Below are 22,304 nucleotides of genomic sequence, written 5' to 3'. Positions count from 1 at the left end.
TCACCGGAGGACCGGCCGTCCTGCTGCGGAGATCCGTCCGCCGCGGGGCCACGCACTCCCCGGCCGAGCGGCCGCCGCCCCCCAGTTTTGGCGGCTGCTTACCGCGCCCGTGAACGACCCGCCCAGGAGACCGCCCCCCGAGCTCTTGGGCGCATGGCGGATCAGGGCGCACCAGGCCGGGACGAGAGACGGCGGCGGGAGCATTCCCGCCGCCGTTCTTGTTTCCCACCCCACATTCACAACCAGCTTTCGGTACGCCCGGAGCCCGTCCCGCCCGCACCCAGTCACCCCGGGCCGGCTGAGCGACGTGGTGGCTGACCGGGGCGGTGCAGTCGGCCAGCTGCTGGCCGGTGGCCGGGGCTGAGCAGCTCCCGCGGACGGCCGCCGGGAGCGACTATCCGCCGACGTCACACGGCCGGCGGTCCTTGGTCAGGGATTCTCGGTTGTCGATAGGCGCTAGTCGCACAAAGTGGTGTTGACGGGGTGCCAATCCGGGCGGAAGGTCGAGGAGAGGACTACGTACCGGGCATCCGGAGGGTGCCGTGAACCTGCTGGACGCCAGCCGCATCGCCATCATGATCGCCACGCCGCCGCTGATCTTCGTCACGGTCCGGCAGGCGCCGCGGTGCTGGCACGCGCTCACCGAACGCCTGTGGGACCGCCGCCCGCCCGAGCCGCGGCCCTACGGCCTGCCGATCGAAAAACTCGCCGCCGACCTGCGCCGCCTGCTGCACCTGCACGGCGCGCTGACCGTCTCGGCGCGCCCCGCGCTCAGCGCTCACCGCGTCTGGGCGGTCGAAGCCGCGATCGGCGCCCGGGCGATCGAGGCGGCCACCGCACTCGGCGTCCCGCATCCGTCACCCGACGAGTCCGGCCTGCTCACCCGCACCCAACTGTCGGCCCTGCTCACCGACCTCGCCGCGGCCGGCCTGGTGCTCCCCGCCCGCACCTGCCCCTTCACCCCGGACGGCCGCATCTGACCCCTTTCCGGTACGTCGCCAGGCACTCCCAGCACCAGACCGCTGCGCGCCCCCGCCTGAGGTGTCCCTTCCAGCGGGACAAAACATGACACCTGCACAAGCTCAGCCAGGCGAGACGCGTTCCCGTATCTCCTAATGAGTTCCCCTCAGCAACGCACCCCGGAGAACCCGTCCCTAACAGCTGGCCCTCCCGGTGGCCTCACCACCCTTGACACCACCGTCCCGCCCAGCCGCAGTCTTGGGCTGGTCCTCACGGTGGTGTCACCGCCGCGGATACCACCGTCCCGCCCAGCCGGGGTGTCGGGCTGGTCGTCATGGTGGTCTCACTGTCCCGGACACCACTGTCACGTCCAGCCGGGGTGTCGGGCTGGTTGTCATGGTGGTCTCACTGTCCCGGACACCACTGTCACGGCCAGCCGGGGTGTCGGGCTGGTTGTCATGGTGGTCTCACTGTCCCGGACACCACTGTCACGGCCAGCCGGGGTGTCGGGCTGGTCGTCATGGTGGTGTCACTGTCGCGGATACCACTGTCACGTCCAGCCGGGGTCTTGGGCTGGTCGTCATGGTGGTGTCACTGTCGCGGATACCACCGTCACGTCCAGCCGGGGTCTTGGGCTGGTCCTCACGGTGGTCTCACCGCCGCGGATACCACCGTCACGGCCAGCCGGGGTCTCTGGCTGGTTGTCCCGGTGGTCTCACTGTCCCGGACACCACTGTCACGGCCAGCTGCTGTGTCCGGCTGGTTGTCGTGGTGGTGTCACCGTCGCGGATACCACTGTCACGGCCAGCCGGCCTTCGGGCTGGTTGTCATGGTGGTGTCACCGCGTCGGACACCACCGCCATGACCAGCTGGGACTGATCTTGATGGGCTGGGCGGTTGCCCGGAGCCGGGCACTGCGGGAACAGCGGACTGTGCCGACCGTGGATCGCGACTGGGCGCAGAGCCGCTAGTGCCGGAGCTCTCTGCGGGAGGGCGAGCTACCAGGGGTGTTCGGGCAGACGGTGCAGGCGGCGCCGGCCCGGGGCGGCCCGTGTGACCTGGTCCGCGACGGCCGGACCGGTTTCCTGGTGCCGCCGCACGGGGCGGCCGGCTTCACCGCGCCGGTCGCCCGGCTGGCCGCCGATCCGGGTCCGCGCCACCGGATGGGCGCGGCCGGCCGCCTCGCGATCGGGGGCCGGAGCTGCGGCGGCGGCCGGCGATCAACTCCTCGGCCACTATGCGGACGTCGCCGGCGGGACGGCTCCCGCCGTACCGGAAATCGCCTGGCGCGAGGCCGCTGCGGCCTCGGGGGATCGGCGCGCCGCGAGGCCGGATCGAACCCGATTGACGGTACGCCCGCAGCCGGCCCCCGCCCCGCGTGCGACGGCCGGGGTTGCCCGCCCCGGCTAGGGTGCCGAGCGGTCCCCCGAACGGGGGACCGGACATTTGTCCTCGTCGATCAGATCGGAGCCGGGTGAACTCTCACCGCATCGGATGGCCGTTCACCGTTCGCTTCGCCCTGGTCCGGCGCTCATCCGGGGACGGGACCATCGGGCCGTGCTGACCTCGCGGACCCTGCGCTGGGCCGGTTTCGCCGGTGCGCTCCTGCTGTTCGCCGCCGGGCTGCTCGGCGGGGCGCTGCCGGCGACGGGTGTCCACCACCTGCCGGTGATCGTCCTGTGGCTGACCGGCACGGGCCTGATGGGCTACGCGTGGTGGGCCGGCCGCGAGCGGGAGCACAGCGTCCGATGGGTGCTCGGCACCATCGCGCTGTGGACGGCGCCGTTTCTGTTCCTGCCGCCGGTCGGCAGCCGCGACTTCTACTCCTACAGCTGCCAGGGCGAGCTGTACGCGCAGGGGCTGAGCCCCTACTCCGCGACCGCCGAGACGCTGCCCTGCACCTGGCTGGACGCGGTCCCGCCGATCTGGCAGGACACCGTGACGCCGTACGGTCCGCTGTTCGTGGTGCTCGCCGGCGCGATCGTGGCGGCCGGCAAGGCGCTGCCGGTCGCCCCGGCGATCGCCGACGCGCTGCCGCCGCGGCTGGGCTCGCTGCTCCTGCCGCTGGTGCTGTTCCGGCTGGTCGCGCTGGCCGGGGTGCTGGCGATGGCGGCCGGGCTGCCGGCGCTGGCCCGGCGCTGCGGGGTGCCGCCGGCCCGGGCGCTGTGGCTGGCGCTGGCCGGCCCGCTGGTCGGGGCGCATCTGCTCGGCGGCCCGCACAACGACGCGGTGATGCTCGGCCTGCTGGTCGGCGGCCTGGCCGTGCCGGTCCGGTTCCCGCGGCGGGCGGTGGCGACGGTGGCCGGCGGCGTCCTGCTCGGCGGCGCGGTGGCGGTGAAGGCGAGCGCGCTGATCGCCGTCCCGTTCGCGGTGTTGATCGTGGCCGGCGCCCGGGCCGCCGGCCGGCGGATCGGCCTGCGTGACCTGGTGGCCGGCACGGCCGGGGTGGCCGTGCCGGCGGTGGCGACGCTGGGCGGGATCACCGTGCTCGCCGGCCTCGACTTCGGCTGGGTCGCCGGGCTGCGGGACAGCGAGGCGCTGGTCCAGTTCACCTCGATGCCGACGGCCGTCGGGATGACCGTCACCTATGCCGGTCAGCTGTTCGACAGGGGGTTCGACGCGGTCCCGGCGGTCCGTTCGGTGGCCTTCGTGCTGCTCGCCGTGGTGCTGGTGGTGATCTGGGTGCGCTCGGCGCGGGACCGCGTCGACCCGGTCCGGGCGGCGCTGACCGGGGCCGCCGCGGCGATGGTCGCCACGGTGGCCCTGGCTCCGGTATTCCTGCCCTGGTACACGTTGTGGCCGCTGACCCTGCTGGCGGTGACCGCGCCGGGTACCAGGGCGATGCTGCTGATCGCGATCGGGGCGGCGTTCTCGGTGCTGCCGGACGGCTCCGGCCTGGTCCGCCACCTCAAGTTCCCGGGGGCGCTGCTGGTCACCGGCTACCTGGTCTACCTGGGTGTCCGGCGGCTGCGCCGGCCGGCCCGGGACCGCCGCCGTCAGCCACCCAGCGAGGCCGAGCCGAGCACGCGGGTGACCTTGACCTCGATGACCACCCGGGCCGGGTTGGGCCGGGGCGTGCGGTAACGCGTGGCGTACCGCCGCTCCGCGTCGGCGACGGCTTCCGGGTCGTCACGGATCACCGCGAAGCCCTCCACGGTGCTCCAGCGCGGGCCGTCGACCTGGCAGATCGCCACCCGCTGCTGCCCGCGGAGCACGTGCCGGACCTTGGCCGAGGTGCCTGACGAGATCACCCGGGCGATGCCGGTGACCGGGTCGAGGGTGGCGCCGACCGCGACCACGTGCGGCGACCCGTCGGCCCGCAGCGTGGTCAGCGTGCACAGGTGCCGCTCGGTCCAGAACTCGCGCAGCGGCGCCGAGTCCAGCGAGATCACGCCGCTCACGCCGCCACCGCCTCGAGCTCGCCGGTGCGGACCGCGCTGACCAGGGCCGCGTGGTCCTTCTCCACCTGGTCGGCGTAGAGCCGGGCGAACCGGGACAGCGAGTCGTCGAGCTTGTCGCCGCTGCCCACGTAGCCGGCGATCATCGAGGCGCCGCTGGTCCGGGCATGCGACTTGGCGAGCAGGTAGCCGCAGATGCCGGCGTAGTCGGCGAGCGCTCCCGCGTTGATGTCCTCGACCACTATCGCGCCCTTCATGTCGCGGAACTGCCGCACGTAGTACTGGTGCTCGCCGACGGTGGTCCAGCCCAGCAGCGGGTCACTGACCGTCTGCAGCGCCTGCTGATATTCCACCACTCGCTGCCCCTGGTGCCGGTGCCAGGCCAGGGCGCCGTGCTGGTGTCTCGCGATCACCGAGCGGCGGGCCTGCTTGAGCTGCAGGAACACCACGTCCTCCGGATCGCTGCCCTCGCACAGCGCGACGTAGGCGCGCAGGCCGACCGAGCCGACGCCGACCACCTTGTGTGCCACGTCGAGGATCCGGTAACCGCCCAGGATCCGGGCCCAGTGCGGCTTGAGCGTGTTCAGGTATCCGTCGAGGGCCTCCTCGAGCAGTTCCCGGTCGCCGTCCGGGGGCCGGGTGATCACCGGCGGCTCCTCGACGAGCCGGCGGGTGCCGTCGCGCCGCTCGGTGAACCGGGGCAGCGCCCGGTCACTGGTGCGCCGGCGTGCCCGGCGGGCCGCCCGCTCGATCTCGTCGCGGAAGCTGGCCCGGCTCGCGGCGTTGCGCATCGCGTCGACACCGAGCTGGTCGAAGGAGCGGGCCAGCAGCGGGCGGGCGGCCAGCTGGGCGATCTGCTCGCGGTACTCCTCGACGCAGTGCCGCACCGCGTCGGCGCAGGCGCTCTCCCGGAAGCCGTTGACCCGGCCGGCCACGTGCACGCTGACCACCAGGCGGCGCAGGTCCCACTCCCACGGGCCGGGGTGCGCCTCGTCGAAGTCGTTGAGGTCGAAGACCAGCTCGCGCTCCGGGCTGGCGTAGAAGCCGAAGTTGCCCAGGTGGGCGTCGCCGCAGATGACCGGGGTGATGCCGGTGTGCGGCAGGCCGGCGAAGTCGTCGGCCATCAGTCCGGCGGTTCCCCTCAGGAACGCGTACGGATTGGCGATCATGCGGCCGATCCGGACCGGGACGAGCCAGGGCAGCCGGCCCTCGTGGGACGCCACCACCTGGCGCACCGGGTCGGGCCGATCGGCCGGCGGTCGCCAGTGCGCCACGTCCGAGCGGGGGGACCGCTCGCGCAGGGACCGGCCGATCTCGTATCGTTCGGCGCGCGGCCGCGCGGGCCGGCGCAGGGAGGTGAATCCCTCGTCGCCCGCTGAGCTGAGCACGACGTGGCTGCTGATCGTGGGTGTCGCGTCCATCGCTGCTGAGAGTACGGCTCCGCCGGTACCGGCCGCGCGGGGCTCGCGAGGCAGGCATTGTTATCGATAACATTCCCACACGGGAGACGCGCGGCCTGCCGCTAAGCTCCATCAGATCTGGACCTGGCGAGGTGCGCAAGTGGAGACCAAGGGATCCCGAACCCCTGCGATGACGGACGTGGCACGACTGGCCGGGGTGTCCCACCAGACCGTCTCACGCGTTCTGAACGACCATCCCAACGTCAAGGAGCAGACCCGGATCCGGGTCCGGGCCGCCATCGCCGAGCTCGGTTACCGGCCGAACCGGGCGGCGCGCGCCCTGGTCACCGGCCGGTCCCAGCTGATCGGGGTGGTCGCCCGCAACAGCATGCTCTACGGGCCCGCTTCGATGCTCACCGAGTTCGAGCAGGCCGCCGCGGACGCCGGCTTCGCGGTCAGCGTGGGCAGCGTCCGTGAGCTGGACCGGGACTCGATCTCCTCGGTGGTCGAACGGCACCTGGACCAGCGGGTGGCTGGCCTGGTGGTGATCGCCCAGACGGCGTCGGCCACCGAGGCCCTCGCCGCGATCCCGGCCGACGTGCCGGTGGTGTTCATCGACGGCGACCCGGCGGCCGGGCGCTCGCTGGTCACCGTCGACCAGGTGGCCGGCGCCGGGGACGCGGTGCGGCACCTGCTGGAGGCCGGGCACGAGACGGTCTGGCACGTCTCCGGGCCGACCGACTGGTTCGACTCGGCCGGGCGCATCCAGGGCTGGCGCAAGGCCCTGCGCGAGGCCGGCCGGGAGGTGCCCCCGCTGCTCAGCGCGGACTGGTCGGCCGCCGAGGGCTACCGGGCCGGCCAGATGCTGGCCCGGATGCCCGAGGTCACGGCGGTCTTCGCGGCCAACGACCACCTGGCCCTGGGCGTGCTGCGGGCGCTGCACGAGCGCGGCCGGCGGGTGCCGCACGACGTCAGCGTGATCGGTTTCGACGACGTGCCGGAGGCGGCGTTCTTCATCCCGCCGCTGACCACGGTCCGCCAGGCCTTCGGCGACGTGGCCCGGGCCGCCCTGACCCTGCTGCTGGACCAGATGAAAGACGAGCCGGGTACCGCCGAAACGGTGATCGTTCCGGCACAATTGGTGGTGCGTGAGAGCGTTGCGCCGCCGGCCTGAGCGGGGTCACGGCCGCCGTTAAGCGGCCGTTACCGCCTTGTTGCCAAGAGCCGTTGACACGCCTTTTGTTAGCGATAACACTGGGATTCTCCCGCCGGGGTGTGGCCGTTGCCACCGACCGGCTCCCCTCGTGGAGGTACTCCCATGCCGTTCCCGCCGAGCACGACGCCTGTGATCGGCGTCGGCCGGACCGCCCTGAGCGGTCGCTCGGTAGCGATCGGGGTGCCCCGGAAGCGGCCAAGATCCTCAACGAGCTCTATACCGGGTGCCCGGTGCCGCAAGATTGGTTCGGGCGGGAGATCGCCCGGGCGTCCGGCGTGACCGACACCTGGTAACAGCACCACCATCAACACCTAAGGACACAGATGAAACCGCAGATCTGGTTTCTCACCGGCAGCCAGCACCTGTACGGGCCGGAGACGCTCCAGCAGGTGGCCGACCAGTCCGCTGAGATCCAGCGCACCCTCGCCGCGGGCCTGGGTGCCGAGCTGGTCACCCGCCCGGTGCTCACCGACTCCGGTGCGATCAAGCAGGTGATGCTGGACGCGAACGCCGACCACAACGTGATCGGCGTGATCGCCTGGATGCACACGTTCTCGCCGGCCAAGATGTGGATCGCGGGCCTCGACGCGCTCCGGAAGCCGCTGCTGCACCTGCACACCCAGCACAACATCTCGTTGCCCTGGGAGTCCATCGACATGGACTTCATGAACCTCAACCAGGCCGCCCACGGCGACCGGGAGTTCGGGTTCATCCAGGCGCGGCTGGGCGTCCCGCGCAAGACGGTGGCCGGGCACGTGTCCGACCCGGTGGTGGTCGCGCGGATCGACGGCTGGGCCAAGGCCGCGGCCGGCCTGCAGCGGCTGCGCACCCTGCGGCTGGCCCGCTTCGGCGACAACATGCGCGACGTCGCGGTCACCGAGGGCGACAAGGTCGAGGCCGAGCTGCGCTTCGGTGTGTCGGTCAACACGTACGGCGTGAACGATCTGGTGGCCGTGGTCGACGCGGTGGACGAGAAGACCATCGACGATCTGGTGTCCGAATATGCCGAGCTGTACGAGCTGGCCCCCGAGCTGGCGGAGGGTGGCGAGCGGCATGACTCGCTGCGCTACGGCGCCCGCATCGAGGCCGGCCTGCGGCAGTTCCTGACCGAGGGCGGCTTCGGCGCCTTCACCACCAACTTCGAGGATCTCGGCGGGCTCCGCCAGCTGCCCGGCCTGGCCGTGCAGCGGCTGATGGCCGACGGGTACGGCTTCGGCGGCGAGGGCGACTGGAAGACCTCCGCGCTGCTGGCCGCCGTGAAGGCGATGGGCGCGGGCTCCGACCGGGGTACCTCGTTCATGGAGGACTACACGTACCACTTCGGTCCGGGCGAGCCGAAGATCCTCGGAGCGCACATGCTCGAGGTCTGCCCGACCATCGCGGCCGGACGGCCACGTGTCGAGATTCACCCGCTGGGCATCGGCGGTCGCCAGGACCCGGTCCGGATGGTGTTCGACGCCGCGCCCGGTAACGGTGTGGTGATCGGTCTGGCTGATCTGGGTGACCGATTCCGCCTGGTGGCGAACGCCGTCGAGGTGGTGCCGCCGGACGAGCCGCTGCCCAATTTGCCAGTCGCCCGGGCGGTGTGGAAACCTGCGCCGTCGTTGTCGACCTCGGCCGAGTGCTGGCTCACCGCGGGGGGACCGCACCACACCGTCCTCACGCAGGCCGTCGGCGCCGAGGTCCTCCGGGACTTCGCGACGATGGCCCAGACCGAGCTCCTGCTCATCGATGACCGCACGACGACCGACGACTTCGCCGATCGAGTGCGGTGGAACCAGGCGTACCACCGTCTGGCCCGCCCCCTGTAACACCGCTCTCAAAGAGGAGAATCACCGTGAAATACACCCGGCTCGCGGCAGCATTCGCCGCTGCCACCCTGGTGACCACCATGGCCGCCTGCGGGGACGCCGAGAAGACCACCGACAAGGAGGCGGCCGGTGGTGGTAGCGCCGCCGGCGCGCTGATCGGTATCACCATGCCGACCAAGTCGTCGGAGCGCTGGATCCACGACGGCGACAACCTCAAGTCGCAGCTCGAGGGCCTGGGCTACAAGGTCGACCTGCAGTACGCCGAGAACGACATCCCGACCCAGACCCAGCAGCTGGACAGCCAGATCACCAAGGGCGCCAAGCTGCTGATCATCGCGTCGATCGACGGCACCGCGCTCTCCTCGCAGCTGGACAACGCCGAGGCCGCGAAGATCCCGGTGATCGCGTACGACCGGCTGATCCGGGACAGCGCCACCGTCGACTACTACACCACCTTCGACAACTTCAAGGTCGGTGTGCAGCAGGCCACCTCGCTGCTGACCGGTCTGGGCGTGCTCAAGGCGGACGGCAGCAAGGGCGACGCGAAGGGCCCGTTCAACATCGAGCTGTTCGCCGGTTCGCCGGACGACAACAACGCGACGTTCTTCTTCAACGGCGCGATGAGCATCCTCGACCCGTACATCAAGGACGGCACGCTGGTCGTCAAGTCGGGCCAGAAGGACTTCAAGACGGTCGCCACCCTGCGCTGGGACCCGGAGACCGCGCAGAAGCGCATGGAGAACATCCTGACCTCCACCTACAAGGGTGGCGTCAAGGTCAACGGCGTGCTGTCGCCCTACGACGGCATCTCGATCGGTATCCTCTCCGCCCTGAAGTCGGGTGGCTACGGCACCGACGGCAAGTACCCGGTCGTCACCGGTCAGGACGCCGAGCTGGCCTCCACCAAGTCGATCATCAAGGGCGAGCAGTACTCGACCATCTACAAGGACACCCGCCAGCTGGCCAAGGTGACCGGTGAGATGGCCGACGCGATCCTCAAGGGTCAGACGCCGACCACCAACAACACCACCGACTACGACAACGGCAAGAAGGTCGTCCCGGCCCAGCTGCTGCAGTCGGTCATCGTCGACAAGAGCAACTACAAGAAGGAGCTCGTCGACAGCGGCTACTACACCGCCGACCAGCTGAAGTGATTCGAGTGCCGCGCCCCGCCCGCCCCCGCGGGCGGGGCGCGGACTTCGTCGGCCCATAGGAGGGTCTAGATGACCGACACGATCCTGCGGATGTCAGGGATCACCAAGACGTTCCCGGGCGTCAAGGCCCTGCAGGACGTCAACCTGGAGGTACGCAGGGGCGAGATCCTCGCCGTCTGCGGGGAGAACGGGGCCGGCAAGTCGACCCTGATGAAGGTGCTCTCCGGGGTCTACCCGCACGGCACCTACGAGGGCGACATCGAGTTCGAGGGCGAGCCCTGCCACTTCTCCGGCATCCGCGACAGCGAGCACCGGGGCATCGTCATCATCCACCAGGAGCTGGCGCTCGCCTCGAACCTCTCGATCGCGGAGAACATCTTCCTCGGCAACGAGCGCGCCAAGCGCGGCTGGATCAACTGGAACGAGACCAACGCGGCGGCAGACGAGTTGCTGCGCCGGGTCGGCCTGAACGAGAGCGCGGTCACGCCGGTGATCGAACTCGGCGTCGGCAAGCAGCAGCTGGTGGAGATCGCGAAGGCGCTCTCCAAGGACGTCAAGCTGCTGATCCTGGACGAGCCCACCGCCGCGCTCAACGACGCCGACTCGGAGCACCTGCTCGGTCTGCTCCGTGGTCTCCGTGACGAGGGCATCACCTGCGTCATCATCTCGCACAAACTCAACGAGGTGATGGGAATCTCGGATCGGGTCACCATTCTGCGTGACGGCAAGACGATCTGGACCGACGAGATCGAGAACCTCTCCGAGGAGAAGATCATCGCGGGCATGGTCGGCCGGAGCCTGGAGAGCCGGTACCCCGATCACGAGCCGAAGATCGGCGACGAGGTCCTGCGGATCGAGGACTGGACGGTCTACAGCCCCACCCAGACGGACCGCGCGCTGGTGCGCAACGCGAACCTGACGCTGCGCCGCGGCGAGATCGTCGGGCTGGCCGGCCTGATGGGCGCCGGGCGCACCGAGCTGGCGATGAGCGTCTTCGGCCGGTCCTACGGGGTCAACATCTCCGGCAAGCTGGTCAAGGACGGCAAGGAGATCCAGGCCCGCAACGTGCGCGAGGCGATCGACCACGGCATCGCGTACGCCACCGAGGACCGCAAGCGCTACGGCCTCAACCTGATCGAGGACATCAAGCGCAACGTCTCCGCCGCCGGTCTGTCCAAGCTCGCCAAGGGCGGCTGGGTCGACGGCAACGAGGAGCGCAAGGTCGCCGACGACTTCCGGGCCAGCATGAACATCAAGGCCCCGAGCGTCGAGTCGGTGGTGGGCAAGCTCTCCGGCGGTAACCAGCAGAAGGTCGTGCTGTCCAAGTGGATCTTCACCGATCCGGATGTGCTGATCCTCGACGAGCCGACCCGCGGTATCGACGTCGGCGCGAAGTACGAGATCTATACGATCATCAACCGGCTCGCCGACGAGGGGAAGGCCATCCTGGTCATCTCGTCCGAGCTGCCCGAGCTGCTCGGGATCTGTGACCGTATCTACACCCTCTCGGCCGGCCGGATCACCGGCGAGGTGCCGCGTGCCGAGGCCACCCAGGAGAGTCTGATGACTCTGATGACGAAGGAAGAACAGGAGGTGGCGCCGTGACCGTCGCACCCACCAACGCCGATCTGTCCGTTGACAAGGGACCGGCCGGTGCCCAGGACCAGGCGCCTCGTAAGGTCAACTTCGACCTGAAGCAGAGCGGTATCTACATCGCCCTCGCGGCCACCATCGTGATCTTCACGGCGCTGACCGGCGGTGACCTGCTCGCCCCGCAGAACCTCAGCAACATCATCGTGCAGTACTCCTACATCCTGGTGCTCGCCATCGGCATGGTGCTGATCATCATCGCCGGGCACATCGACCTGTCGGTGGGGTCGGTGGTGGCCGCCTCCGGCGCGTTCGCCGCGGTGATGATGGTGAACTGGGACCTGCCCTGGCCGATCGCGATCATCGCGACGCTGGCCTTCGGCGCGCTGGTCGGCGCCTGGCAGGGCTACTGGGTGGCGTACTTCGGCATCCCCGCCTTCATCGTGACCCTGGCCGGCATGCTGCTGTTCCGCGCGGTCACCTACCGGATCCTGGGCAACAAGGGCATCGGCCCGTTCCCGGACGACATCCGCACCCTGGCCAACGGCTTCACCCCCGGATTCCTCAAGAACATCGCACTCGGCCCGCTGGGCGGCGCCGACGCGTTCAGCATCCTCGTCGGCCTGCTGGTCGTCGTCGGCATGGTCGTCGTGCAGTGGCGTTCCCGCACCGCCCGGATCCGCTACCACCAGAGCGTCGACCCGATGTGGCTGTTCATCACCAAGGTCGTCGTCCCGGCCGTGCTGGTGATGTTCGTGGTCGTGCAGCTCGCCCGGTTCCGCAACCTGCCCTGGGTCCTCGTGCTGCTCGCCGTCCTGGTGGTCGGCTACACCCTGGTCACCAACCGGGCCGTCTTCGGCCGCCAGATCTACGCGGTCGGTGGCAACCTGCAGGCCGCCACGCTCTCCGGCGTCAAGGTCAAGTCGGTGGTCTTCTGGCTGTTCGTCAACATGGGCGTGCTGTCCGCGGTCGCCGGCATCATCTTCGCCGGCCGGCTCAACCTGGCCGGCCCGACCGCCGGTAACAGCTTCGAGCTGGACGCCATCGCGGCCGCCTTCATCGGTGGCGCGGCGGTGCAGGGCGGCGTCGGCAAGGTGGTCGGCGCGATCACCGGTGGTCTGATCATGGGTGTCATCAACAACGGCGCCGGCCTGCTCGGCTGGCAGACCGAGACGGTCATGTTCGTCAAGGGCGCGGTGCTGCTCGCCGCCGTCGCCTTCGACGTCTGGTCCAAGCGCCGCACCGCCGGCGCGCGGTAAGCAGCGCGTACACGAGAAAGGGGGCCGGTCACCGGCCCCCTTTCCTCATTTCGCCACGGCCAGCCCGAAGTCGCTGGGCCGCACCCCGGGGAACACCCCGTCGAGGGCGCCGAAACCGCACCGTTTCCGCAGCAGCTCGCCGATCACCGCGCGGTAGTCGGTGGTCGCCGCCAGGTCGCCGGCGACCAGCGCGCCGGGGGACAGGCCGGGCCAGTTCGTGTACACCTTCCCGCCGCGGATACCGCCGCCGAGCAGCAGCATCGCGTTGCCGTGCCCGTGGTCGGCGCCGTGCGACGCGTTCTCCCGGACCCGCCGGCCGAACTCGCTGACGGTCAGCACCGTCACGTTGTTCAGCGCGTCGCCCAGGTCGGTGGTGAACGCGGCCAGGGCCTGGGCCAGATCGGCCAGGTTGTCGAACATCCGCTGACCCTTCACCGCCGCGCCGAGACCCTCGTGCATGTCCCAGTCGCCGCAGTCGACGGCGGCCGTGACGAGACCGGCCCTCGCCTTGATCAGCCGGGCCACGTCGCGCAGCGCGGCGCCCAGCTCGGTGGCCGGGTAGGTGACCGTCGACGCGTACTCCAGATTCTTGACCTTGGTGGCGGCGGCCAGCGCGCGGTCGGCGGACCGGGCCGGAGCGGCCAGCGCCGCGGGGGCGCCGGCATACATGGCGCGCAACGCGGCGGCCATCGGGCGCTTGTCCTCGCCGGCCAGGGTGAACCTGTCGATGCCGGTCATCGCCACGTCGTCGGAGGAGCCCAGCATGATCCGCGCGGGCATCGCGTGCCCCAGTGAGACGCCGGCCATCGGCGCCGTCGCGCCGGTCAGCCCCAGCATCCGGTCCAGCCAGCCGCTGCGCAGCGAGGTGCCGGGCGCGGCGTTCTCCATCGCCTCCATCGCGGCGAAGTGCGACCGCGTCGGGTCCGGCTGACCCACCGCGTGCACGGCGGCCAGCTTGCCGCTCTTCCAGAGCGGCAGGATCGGGGCGAGCGCCGGGTGCAGACCGAAGGTTCCGTCACCGCCGATCACCAGGTTTTTCGGTACGCCGATCGAGGGCCGTGCCTGGTAGTACGCCGGATCCCCGATCGGTGCGATGGCGGAGAGCCCGTCGAAGCCACCGCGCAGCGAGATCACCACGAGCGTGTCGCCGGTGTAGGCGGCGCCCGCGGCGGCGAACGCCGTCTGGGTGCTCAGCGTGGCGCCGGCCAGCCCGGTCAGCGCGGCGCCGAGCACCGTGCGGCGGGACAGCTCCGGGCAGCACCGTTCGGTCTTCATGATCACCTCAGCTGGAAGGACGGCGAGTCGAGCACGAGCGCGATCAGGTAGGGGGCGTGGCCCGCGACGTTCCTGTCGACTCCACTGGTCGGCAGCTTTCCGGCGACGCTGAGCACGGCGGCGGTGTGCGCGGCCGGCAGCCGGGTGCCGACCAGCCGGACCGCGAGCGCGTCGACCAGCTCGCCGTAGGTCGCCGGCAGCACCGAGACCAGTGACCTCAGCAGGTCGGCCGGGCGGGTCAGCTGCTTCGGATGCCAGCCGGCGGCCAGGTTGAGGTGCAGGTTGCAGCGCAGCAGGAAGGCGGCGGGGGAGGCCCAGATCGCCGCGACGTCCGGGTAGCCGTTCGGCGGCGCCCAGCGCAGCGGGGCGTTCCCGGCCTCGACCAGGATGTCGTAGAGCGTGCCGAGACCCTTCGTCCCGTCCCGCTCCGGCCGCAACCCGAGGGCGCGGACGGCGGCGATCAGGTCCTCGAACGGGGTGCGGACCTTCTGGCCGGTCGAGGCGGCGAACTCCGGCGAGGTGAACAGGGCGCGCAGCACCGGGACGACGGCGGTGCCGTTGTCCAGGTAGACCTTGGCGAGGCGGGTGACCAGCGTGGCCGGCGGCTCGTCGGCGACGAACCGGACGCACAGCTTGCGGGCCAGCAGTTCGGCGGTCTTCGGGTGCTTCGCCAGGTGGTCGAGGAAGGCCAGCGCCACGCCCTCGCCGTCGGTGGCACCGTTGGCGTGCCGGAAACCCAGGATGTCGACCGGGCCGGTGGCGTGCCGGGACGCGTCGTACGCGTAGTTGCCGGCCCGGCTCACGGTCAGCCCGGTCAGCAGCCGCGCGGCGTCCTGGACGTCGGTCTCGTCGTAGACGAGACCGACGGTGTGCAGCTCCATCAGCTCCCGGGCGTAGTTCTCGTTCGGGTGCGCCTTGGTCGACGAGCGCTGGTCCAGGTAGGTGAGCGTGGCCGGGTGCCGGGCGGCGTCCCGGAGCATGTCGGCGAACCGGCCGAAGGCGTGCTTGCGGATCACCTGGGCGTCGAAGTCGCCGCGGGTGTCCCAGACGCCGCTGCTCGGCGCGGCGATGTGCAGGTGGTTGGCCCAGAAACCGGCGACCGTCTCGAACAGCTGCCGCTCGCTCCAGGCGGCCCGCGCGATGATCGCCTGGCCGAGCTGGCGGAAGCCGTCGTAGGAGTGCTCGGGCAGCGCGGCGCGGACCGCGGCCGGGGCGGCGTGCGCCTGGGGGAGTCGCTTCAGCAGCTGGTCGCAGGCCGCGTCGTCGATCTTGCCAGGCTGCAACTGACGGTCCAGCCAGGCGGCGGCGCCCAGCTCGCGCGCCTCGGCGAGGGACTCCGGGGTGGCGCCGAAGGTGGCCCGGCGCAGCAGGTGCGCGATCGGGTCGTCGCTGAGCAGAACCGGACCTGCCGGCGCGGCCTGGGCCGGCATCTCGACGAGCACCCCGGCGGCGATGGCGGCGGAACCGGCGAGCAGGGTGCGGCGGGTCGTCGTCATGCACTCCGGTTCGGCCCGCTCGCGGCGCCGCCGCACGACGGCAACCATGACTAACGAGCCCGCAATCCGAGCGCACCCGTGACCGGACACCGGTGCCGGACGTAGGCTCTCACCCGTGGATCAGGCTGAAACGGTACGCACCCCCTCCTCCTGGGTCGTCGTCGGTCTCGACAACGGCGGCACCTGCAACAACGCCACCGTCCTCGACGCGACGGGCCAGTTCCTGGTGACCACCCTGGTGGAGAATCCCTCCCGGGTCCTGGACGGGCCGGAGTCGGCGGTGGAGGCGCTCGCCGAGGCGTTCACCGGCATCCTGGAGCTGACCAGCACCCCGTTGTCCCTGGTCCGCGCGGTCGGCCTGGACACGCCCGGCCCGGCCAGCGCGCACGGGGTGATCTCGTCCAAGGGCGCGACGAACTTCAACCAGGTGTCGTGGCACGGCTTCGACATCCGGGGCGCCCTGGAGGCCCGGCTCGGCCTGCCGGTGATCTACAACAACGACGCGAACGCCGCGGCGCTCTACGCCCATCACCGGCACTTCGGGGCCGCCGCGCTGGAGACCTCGTCGGTCGCCGCGATCGTCGGCACCGGTCTCGGCGGCGGCGTGGTGGAGAACGGCAAGGTGATCCGGGGCGCGGCCGGGATGGCCGGCGAGCTCGGGCACGTGCAGATCCCGCTGCACGGGGTCCTCGAGGCGGACCAGCCGGTGCCGGCCTGCAACTGCGGGTTCGCCGGCGACGTCGAGTCGATCGCGTCGCTGACCGGGATCAAGAACAACCTGTTGCCGTACTGGCTGACCCGTTTCCCGGAGCACCCGCTGGCCGCCGAGCCGATCGAGAAGGCGGCGAAACTGCTCCGCGGCTACGGCGAGAAGGAGGACCCGCTGGCGATGGCGATCTTCGGCCAGCAGGCCAGGGCCATCGGCAAGCTGTTCACCATCGCGGCGAACTTCACCGACCCGGCGGCGTACTTCCTGGGTGGCGGGGTGGTGGAGGCGGCTCCGCACTTCCGGCAGTGGTTCCTGAACACCGTCCGGGAGAACACCCAGCTCCGCGACGAGCAGGCCAAGGCGGCGGCGTTCGCCCTGGTCGCGGACCTGGACATGGCCGGCGCCCGGGGCGCCGCGGTCGCCGCCCTGGACGCCGTCTCCACCGGCACCCGCTGACCGCCCCGCGCGGCGCGCTCACCGTCCCGGCCGCACCGCGCGTCGCGGCCCGGCTGGTCGTCACGGTGCTGTCAGCGGCCCGGAGACCACCGTGGGTGCCAGCCGCCCGGGGCGTGAGGCGCGGGGCGGTCCGGAGCCGGGCGGGTGTCGCGTGGGGCTTGGCGGGACCGTGCTCCGGGCGTACCGAAATCGGGTCAATCGGTTTTTATGGCTTTTTCGACATCCGGGAACATGGGGAGATAGTCGGTCAGGCCGAGGGTGTCGAAGAGGCGGCGGAGGAAACCGGACGGGGCGGCGAGCCGGACCCAGCCGCCGCGCTCCATGGCGCGGCCGTGCGCGGTGACCAGCACGCCGACGCCCATCGAGTCGCAGAAGTCGAGGCCGGACACGTCGACCACCACGCGCGGGGCGGGACGCTCGACCAGACGGCCGAGGTTGGCCTTGAGGGCTGGCGCGGTATCGATGTCGAGGGAACCGCGCAGGACGAGGACGGCCGTGTTGGGTGGGTGGTGCGCGACCGAAACCTGCATTCGCGATAGCTCTTTCGGGTCGGGGGGCGGACTCCCTGACAACCCTATGCGAGCCCGCCCACCGACGCAGTCTCAGATCGAGTTGCGCCACTTCCGCCCGTTGCGGCCGATCAGCCGGTCGGCGTCGGCCGGGCCCCAGGACGCCGCCTCGTAGGTCGGGATCGGCGAGCGGTCGTTCGTCCAGTGCTCGATGATCGGGTCGACGACCCGCCACGACTGCTCCACCTCGTCACTGCGGATGAACAGCGACGCGTCTCCGACCAGGGCGTCCAGCAGCAGACGCTCGTACGCCTCCGGCGACTCTTCCACGAAGGTCTGGTCGTACGAGAAGTCCATGCTGGCGGTCCGCACCCGGAACGAGTGACCGGGCACCTTCGCGCCGAAGCGCAGCGAGATGCCCTCGTTCGGCTGGATGCGCAGCACCAGGGCGTCCGCGTCCAGCTCGGTGAGCTGGCTGGTCGGGATCGGCAGGTGCGGCGGGCGCTGGAACTGCAGCGCCACCTCGGTGACCCGGGCCGGTAGGCGCTTGCCGGTACGCACGTAGAACGGCACGCCCGCCCAGCGCCAGTTGTCGACGTTGAGGCGCAGCGCGGCGTAGGTCTCGGTCCGCGACAGCGGGTCGACGCCGACCTCCTCGCGGTACCCGGCCATCAGCTCCTCGCGGGTGCCGCCGCGGGTGTACTGCCCCCGGACGGCCGCGTCGGCGATGTCGCGGTCGGTGGGCAGCCGGATCGCCTGGAGCAGTTTCACCTTCTCACTGCGCAGGCCCTCGCCGCCGAACGAGGCGGGCGGCTCCATCAGGGCGAGCGCGAGCACCTGGAGCACGTGGTTCTGCACGATGTCGCGCATCGCGCCGGCCGACTCGTAGAACCCGCCGCGGGTGCCGACACCGAGCGTCTCGGCCACGGTGATCTGCACGTGGTCGACCCACGAGCGGTCCCAGATCGGCTGGAAGATCGAGTTGGCGAAGCGCAGGGCCAGGACGTTCTGCACGGTGTCCTTGCCCAGGTAGTGGTCGATGCGGAAGACGTTGGCCTCGTCGAAGGCGGCGTGCACGACGCCGTCCAGCTCGCGGGCGGTGGCCAGGTCCCGCCCGTACGGCTTCTCGATCACCAGGCGGGCGAAGGAGCCCTCGTTCGCCTGGTTCAGCCCGGCGCCGGCCAGCCCGCAGATCACCGGCTCGAACGCGTTCGCCGGGGTCGACAGGTAGAACAGCCGGTTACCCGACGTGCCGCGCTGCGCGTCCAGCTCGTCGAGCGTCTCGGCCAGGCGCTTGTAGGTCTCCGGGTCGTCGTAGCCACCCGAGACGTAGCGGACGCCGCCGGCGAGCTGTCGCTTCTCGCTCAGGCTGCGGCCGCCGAGGGCGCTCTCCGCGAACTGCTCGTCGGACATCGGTGTCCGGGCGACGCCGACCAGGGCGAACTGGTCGGGCAGGCGACCGTGGCGGGCCAGGCTCTCGACCGCCGGCAGCAGCTTGCGGCGGGTGAGGTCACCGGAGGCGCCGAAGATCACCAGAGTGGCCGGCGGCGCGCTGCGCTCCTGGATGAGCTGTGGTTGGTCCATCGTCTCCGTGTCCTCCGACCGGGTTGTTACCGTCCGTTTGAACCTTACGCAGCAGCCCCCTCCGATGGTTCACCACGAGGTGTGCCGCCCAGCACATGGGCCGGCGTCCCCGATGCTTCCTCGATCGGGAAGACCTAAGCGATAAAAGTGGCAAAATGGTCGCAAAGGTCTGGCAACCGAGGGGGACCCCGTGAAGTACCGGCTCGTGACCCGCAGCGACTTCGACGGCCTGGTCTGCGCCGTGCTGCTGCGGCACCTCGACCTGATCGACGACATCATGTTCGTGCACCCCAAGGACGTGCAGGACGGCGCCGTCGACATCACCGACCGGGACATCCTCACCAACCTGCCGTACGACGCCCGCGCCTACCAGGTCTACGACCACCACCACTCGGAGACGATCCGCAACGAGGGTGAGCGCAGCAACCACGTCATCGACGCGAACGCGCCGTCCGCGGCCCGGGTCATCTACGACCACTTCGGCGGCAAGGCCCGGTTCCCCCAGGTCTCCGACGACCTGATGCGCGCCGTCGACCAGGCCGACTCGGCGGACTACTCGCTGACCGACATCCTCAGCCCGACCGGCTGGACGCTGCTCAACTTCTTGATGGACAGCCGTACCGGGCTCGGCCGGTTCCGCAACTTCCGGATCTCCAACTACCAGCTGATGATGCAGCTGATCGACGCCTGCATCGAGCACTCCGACGTGCACGAGATCCTCGCCCTGCCGGACGTCGCCGAGCGCGCCATGCTCTTCCACGACTGCTCGGCCCGCTTCGTCGAGCAGTTGCACCGGGTCAGCCACCTGGACGGCGACGTGATCGTCGTGGACCTGCGCGACGAGGAGGTGATCGAGGCCGGGAACCGGTTCATGGTGTACGCGCTCTACCCGGAGGCCCGCGTCTCGGTGCACATCATCTGGGGACGGCAGAAGCTCAACACGGTGTTCGCCTGCGGCAAGTCGATCCTGGACCGCTCCTCGCCGGTCGACATCGGCGAGGTGATGCTCCGCTACGGCGGCGGCGGGCACATCGCGGCCGGCACCTGCCAGGTCCCGCACGAGGAGTCGGAGCGGGTGGAGCGCGAGATCATCGACGCCTTGCGTACCGAACGCGTGGTCCCCGTCTGAAGCACCGCGCGGGCGGGAAGTCGCCTTCCCGCCCGCCCGATTCGCGGATCATGGGCCTTGCCCGGGGCCCCACCCGCCTGTCATGACCCGCGCCCCACGCGCGTGCCACGACTCGCCTCACGCCCACCCGCGTGAGGTTTCCCGCTGCAGGACCCTGCCTGCGTGGGAGTCTGATTCAGCCGTGGTAGCTCCAGCGGCTGGCCGTGACTGCCTCTTTCTCCTCAGACGTCTCCGGGGCCTCGGATGTTGCCTCGGGTGCCGCGTCTTCCTCGGACTCGTCCGGCTCGGCGGCCCGGTGCCGGTTGCGCAGCAGCACCCAGCCGGCGCCGAGCAGGGCCAGCGTGGCCACCACCCAGCCACCGATCGCGAGCACCGAGCCGCCCCGGTCGTCCTGCTCGGCCTGCGCCACGGTGTCCGCGAAGAGCTGCTCCTCGTCGGCCGGCACGGGATCCGCCGCGCCGTGGTGACCGGCCGCCGCGGTGCCTGCCGGATCCGGGGTGAGCGTCATCCCGGCCGTCACCGCCGGTCCGGTCTTCCCGTCGGCGTACGTCTCGACGAGCGTGAACCGCACCGTGCTGAGCGTCGGCAGCGGGCCGACCGCCACGCTCAGGTCCGCCGCGCCACCCGGCGGGATCGACTTCCCGCCGACCGCGATCCAGGTGATCGCCTCCGGCACCTGGGTGACCGGGGTGCCGTTGTGGATGGTCTTCAGCGGCGTGGCGAGTTCCTGCCAGGCGATCCGCGGCGCCCAGTCGTCCACCGAGAGCGGATAGACCTCGGCGATCGGCGTGTCCGCCGGGATCCTCAGCGTCACCCGGGTGATCGGCAGCTTCCCGTCGTTGGGTACGTGGAAGCTCAGGTTCTGGCCACTGCCCTGCGGCGCGCTGGACGGGCTGATCGTCACGTCGGCGAGGGCCGGGCCGGCCACGCCGAGTGCGCCCGCGGTCGCCACCAGGGTCAGTGCTGTTCCCAAATACCTCACGGGAGTTAGTTCGGATCACAGCTCCCGATGGTTCAACCCACCCGGAACTTTTCCCGCGCTCCGCCGTGGGTCCCGGGCGCCCACCGGCCGGACCGGCCCATGACCGGCGGAAAATCGCTGGTGGCATGATGTGCCGATGCGTGACGTGCCGATCGACGGTGACATGATCCGGCTGGGCCAGTTCCTCAAACTGGCCGACCTCATCGACACCGGCGGCGAGGGCAAGATCCTGATCGCCTCCGGCGACGTCACGGTGAACGGTGAGGTGGACACCCGCCGCGGCCGGCAGCTGCACCCCGGTGACGTGGTGAGCGTGCAGGGCCGTTCCGCGCGCGTGGTGCCGTGACACCCGCGTTCCCCTAGAAGATCCACTCTTTCGGCGGGAATCTTCGGCCGGGACGGAACCGGCGGAGCGGACGTCTCGTCGTACCGGTCATGACCCGAACCCGCGGCCTTCTGACCGCTGCCGCCATCCCCCTGATCCTGATGGCCGGCTGTGCCCGGCCCGATTCGGCCGGCTCGGCCGGCACCACCGCCGATCCGATCACCGAGAGCGCGCCCACCGGCGACCCCACCGTGCTGGTGCGCATCGGCCAGGAGGGCGGCTTCGTGCCGACCTCCTACCGGTTCGGCCGCCTGCCGGACGTCACCGTCTACGCCGACGGGCGGGTGATCAGCAACGGGCCGGTGCCCGCCATCGCACCCGGCCCGGCCCTGCCCAACCTGCAGCTTCGCCGGATCACCCCGGAGCAGGCGAGCAAGTGGGCCGCCGACGCCATCGCGGCCGGCGTCCGGAACGGCGCCGATCTCGGCTCGCCCGGCGTCGCCGACGTCCCGGACACGGTGATCACCGCCACCTCCGGTGGCCAGACCGCGACGGTACGCGTGACGGCCCTGCACCAGGCGCAGCCGAACGACCCGAACCTGACCGCCGCCCAGCAGGCCGCCCGCAAGAAGCTGGCCGGCTACGTCGACGACCTGAACGCCTTCACCACCGAGAGCGGCTCACCGGGCCCGGACGCCTACGTGCCGGCGAGCCTGGCCGCGCTCGCCCAGGAGTACGTCGCCGCCGACGACGGCCTCACGCAGAAGCCGCAGGACTGGCCCGGCCCGGCGCTGCCCGGCGCGGAACTGGCCCCCAGCACCGGCCTGCACTGCGTGTCGGTCGACGGTGCCGACAAGGACCGGCTGTGGGCGGCCGCCGGCAAGGCGAACATGCGTACGCCGTGGGTGTCCGGCGGCAAGCAGTGGCAGGTCACCTTCCGGCCGCTGCTGCCCGACGAGACCGGTGGCTGCGCGGCCCTCGGGGCGGCCAAGTGATTCCTCTGGACGAGCCTTGGGAGCCCCGGGTGCGGGCGTCTCACGTTCCTACTAAC

General features: G+C 70.9%; 18 protein-coding genes. 11 read left to right on the top strand and 7 right to left on the bottom strand.

What is annotated here, in order from left to right; translation table 11 throughout:
• The first annotated feature begins 542 nt into the window (after positions 1-542).
• Both Actob_RS28270 and mptB read left to right on the top strand, forming a co-directional pair.
• Entirely contained in the window at positions 543-980 is a 438-nt protein-coding gene (locus tag Actob_RS28270) for a hypothetical protein (protein WP_284914876.1), read from the top strand.
• 1,537 nt (positions 981-2,517) lie between these two features.
• Positions 2,518-4,044: a polyprenol phosphomannose-dependent alpha 1,6 mannosyltransferase MptB gene (mptB, locus tag Actob_RS28265; RefSeq protein ID WP_284914875.1), complete on the top strand. Its 1,527-nt coding sequence runs from the start codon at positions 2,518-2,520 to the stop codon at positions 4,042-4,044.
• Here mptB and Actob_RS28260 read toward each other — a convergent pair.
• A complete protein-coding gene (locus tag Actob_RS28260) occupies positions 3,957-4,361 on the bottom strand; it encodes a TIGR03618 family F420-dependent PPOX class oxidoreductase (protein WP_284914874.1) in 405 nt (134 codons plus the stop codon). The two genes, mptB and Actob_RS28260, sit on opposite strands and share 88 nt — an antisense overlap.
• On the bottom strand, positions 4,358-5,779 hold the full coding sequence (locus tag Actob_RS28255) for a DUF2252 domain-containing protein (RefSeq protein WP_284914873.1): 1,422 nt from the start codon (positions 5,777-5,779) through the stop codon (positions 4,358-4,360). The genes Actob_RS28260 and Actob_RS28255 overlap by 4 nt, the downstream gene beginning before the upstream one ends.
• A gap of 169 nt (positions 5,780-5,948) precedes the next feature.
• On the opposite strand from Actob_RS28255, the gene Actob_RS28250 reads away from it, so the two are divergent.
• The 5 genes from Actob_RS28250 to mmsB all read left to right on the top strand — a co-directional run bounded on the left by Actob_RS28250 (position 5,949) and on the right by mmsB (position 12,788).
• Positions 5,949-6,932: a LacI family DNA-binding transcriptional regulator gene (locus Actob_RS28250; protein ID WP_284914872.1), complete on the top strand. Its 984-nt coding sequence runs from the start codon at positions 5,949-5,951 to the stop codon at positions 6,930-6,932.
• 365 nt (positions 6,933-7,297) lie between these two features.
• Positions 7,298-8,785 carry an L-arabinose isomerase gene (araA, locus tag Actob_RS28245; RefSeq protein ID WP_284914871.1) on the top strand — a complete coding sequence of 496 codons (1,488 nt, stop codon included), beginning with the start codon at positions 7,298-7,300 and terminating at the stop codon, positions 8,783-8,785.
• Positions 8,786-8,811: 26 nt separating this feature from the next.
• On the top strand, positions 8,812-9,939 hold the full coding sequence (chvE, locus tag Actob_RS28240; RefSeq protein ID WP_284914870.1) for a multiple monosaccharide ABC transporter substrate-binding protein: 1,128 nt from the start codon (positions 8,812-8,814) through the stop codon (positions 9,937-9,939).
• A gap of 69 nt (positions 9,940-10,008) precedes the next feature.
• The gene (mmsA, locus tag Actob_RS28235) at positions 10,009-11,544 is read left to right on the top strand and encodes a multiple monosaccharide ABC transporter ATP-binding protein (RefSeq protein ID WP_284914869.1); all 1,536 of its coding nucleotides are present in this window, start codon (positions 10,009-10,011) and stop codon (positions 11,542-11,544) included.
• Positions 11,541-12,788, top strand: a complete 1,248-nt coding sequence (gene mmsB, locus Actob_RS28230; protein WP_284914868.1) for a multiple monosaccharide ABC transporter permease — start codon at positions 11,541-11,543, stop codon at positions 12,786-12,788. The genes mmsA and mmsB overlap by 4 nt, the downstream gene beginning before the upstream one ends.
• Before the next feature lie 45 nt (positions 12,789-12,833).
• Here the strand turns inward: mmsB and Actob_RS28225 are convergent, their stop codons facing one another.
• Entirely contained in the window at positions 12,834-14,063 is a 1,230-nt protein-coding gene (locus Actob_RS28225; protein ID WP_284914867.1) for a DUF1501 domain-containing protein, read from the bottom strand.
• A gap of 2 nt (positions 14,064-14,065) precedes the next feature.
• Positions 14,066-15,595 (bottom strand): DUF1800 domain-containing protein, encoded by a 1,530-nt coding sequence (locus Actob_RS28220; protein ID WP_284914866.1) that lies wholly within the window; start codon positions 15,593-15,595, stop codon positions 14,066-14,068.
• Positions 15,596-15,674: 79 nt separating this feature from the next.
• Between Actob_RS28220 and Actob_RS28215 the strand changes: the two genes are divergently transcribed.
• Positions 15,675-16,724 carry an ROK family protein gene (locus tag Actob_RS28215; RefSeq protein ID WP_284914865.1) on the top strand — a complete coding sequence of 350 codons (1,050 nt, stop codon included), beginning with the start codon at positions 15,675-15,677 and terminating at the stop codon, positions 16,722-16,724.
• A 194-nt stretch (positions 16,725-16,918) separates the two neighbouring features.
• Here Actob_RS28215 and Actob_RS28210 read toward each other — a convergent pair whose 3' ends face one another.
• Together Actob_RS28210 and zwf are read right to left on the bottom strand one after the other, a co-directional pair.
• Positions 16,919-17,254, bottom strand: a complete 336-nt coding sequence (locus Actob_RS28210; RefSeq protein ID WP_284914864.1) for an STAS domain-containing protein — start codon at positions 17,252-17,254, stop codon at positions 16,919-16,921.
• A 72-nt stretch (positions 17,255-17,326) separates the two neighbouring features.
• Positions 17,327-18,817 carry a glucose-6-phosphate dehydrogenase gene (gene zwf / locus Actob_RS28205; protein ID WP_284914863.1) on the bottom strand — a complete coding sequence of 497 codons (1,491 nt, stop codon included), beginning with the start codon at positions 18,815-18,817 and terminating at the stop codon, positions 17,327-17,329.
• A 190-nt stretch (positions 18,818-19,007) separates the two neighbouring features.
• Here zwf and Actob_RS28200 point away from each other — a divergent pair, with 190 nt between their 5' ends.
• Complete coding sequence (locus tag Actob_RS28200) at positions 19,008-19,946, top strand: exopolyphosphatase (protein ID WP_284914862.1); 939 nt, start codon at positions 19,008-19,010, stop codon at positions 19,944-19,946.
• Positions 19,947-20,121: 175 nt separating this feature from the next.
• Here the strand turns inward: Actob_RS28200 and Actob_RS28195 are convergent, their stop codons facing one another.
• Positions 20,122-20,919, bottom strand: coding sequence for a DUF1775 domain-containing protein (locus Actob_RS28195; protein WP_284914861.1), 798 nt, complete (start codon positions 20,917-20,919; stop codon positions 20,122-20,124).
• Between the two features lie 145 nt (positions 20,920-21,064).
• On the opposite strand from Actob_RS28195, the gene Actob_RS28190 reads away from it, so the two are divergent.
• A complete protein-coding gene (locus Actob_RS28190) occupies positions 21,065-21,274 on the top strand; it encodes an RNA-binding S4 domain-containing protein (RefSeq protein WP_284914860.1) in 210 nt (69 codons plus the stop codon).
• Between the two features lie 89 nt (positions 21,275-21,363).
• Positions 21,364-22,248 (top strand): hypothetical protein, encoded by an 885-nt coding sequence (locus Actob_RS28185; RefSeq protein WP_284914859.1) that lies wholly within the window; start codon positions 21,364-21,366, stop codon positions 22,246-22,248.
• Positions 22,249-22,304: the final 56 nt, after the last annotated feature.

It is taken from the genome of Actinoplanes oblitus (assembly GCF_030252345.1).
GTDB classification, from domain to species: Bacteria; Actinomycetota; Actinomycetes; order Mycobacteriales; family Micromonosporaceae; genus Actinoplanes; species Actinoplanes oblitus.
Note: the sequence above shows the minus strand (reverse complement) of the source record. Positions and strands in the feature narration are given on the sequence as shown.

What these genes read in the sequence shown, in the direction of transcription:
- Actob_RS28190 (WP_284914860.1), top strand. Translation starts at nt 21,065, where the DNA reads ATGCGTGACGTGCCGATCGACGGTGACATGATCCGGCTGGGCCAGTTC.
- Actob_RS28210 (WP_284914864.1), bottom strand. Translation starts at nt 17,254, where the DNA reads ATGCAGGTTTCGGTCGCGCACCACCCACCCAACACGGCCGTCCTCGTC.
- Actob_RS28185 (WP_284914859.1), top strand. Translation starts at nt 21,364, where the DNA reads ATGACCCGAACCCGCGGCCTTCTGACCGCTGCCGCCATCCCCCTGATC.
- Actob_RS28250 (WP_284914872.1), top strand. Translation starts at nt 5,949, where the DNA reads ATGACGGACGTGGCACGACTGGCCGGGGTGTCCCACCAGACCGTCTCA.
- Actob_RS28225 (WP_284914867.1), bottom strand. Translation starts at nt 14,063, where the DNA reads ATGAAGACCGAACGGTGCTGCCCGGAGCTGTCCCGCCGCACGGTGCTC.
- araA (WP_284914871.1), top strand. Translation starts at nt 7,298, where the DNA reads ATGAAACCGCAGATCTGGTTTCTCACCGGCAGCCAGCACCTGTACGGG.
- Actob_RS28255 (WP_284914873.1), bottom strand. Translation starts at nt 5,779, where the DNA reads ATGGACGCGACACCCACGATCAGCAGCCACGTCGTGCTCAGCTCAGCG.
- mmsA (WP_284914869.1), top strand. Translation starts at nt 10,009, where the DNA reads ATGACCGACACGATCCTGCGGATGTCAGGGATCACCAAGACGTTCCCG.
- zwf (WP_284914863.1), bottom strand. Translation starts at nt 18,817, where the DNA reads ATGGACCAACCACAGCTCATCCAGGAGCGCAGCGCGCCGCCGGCCACT.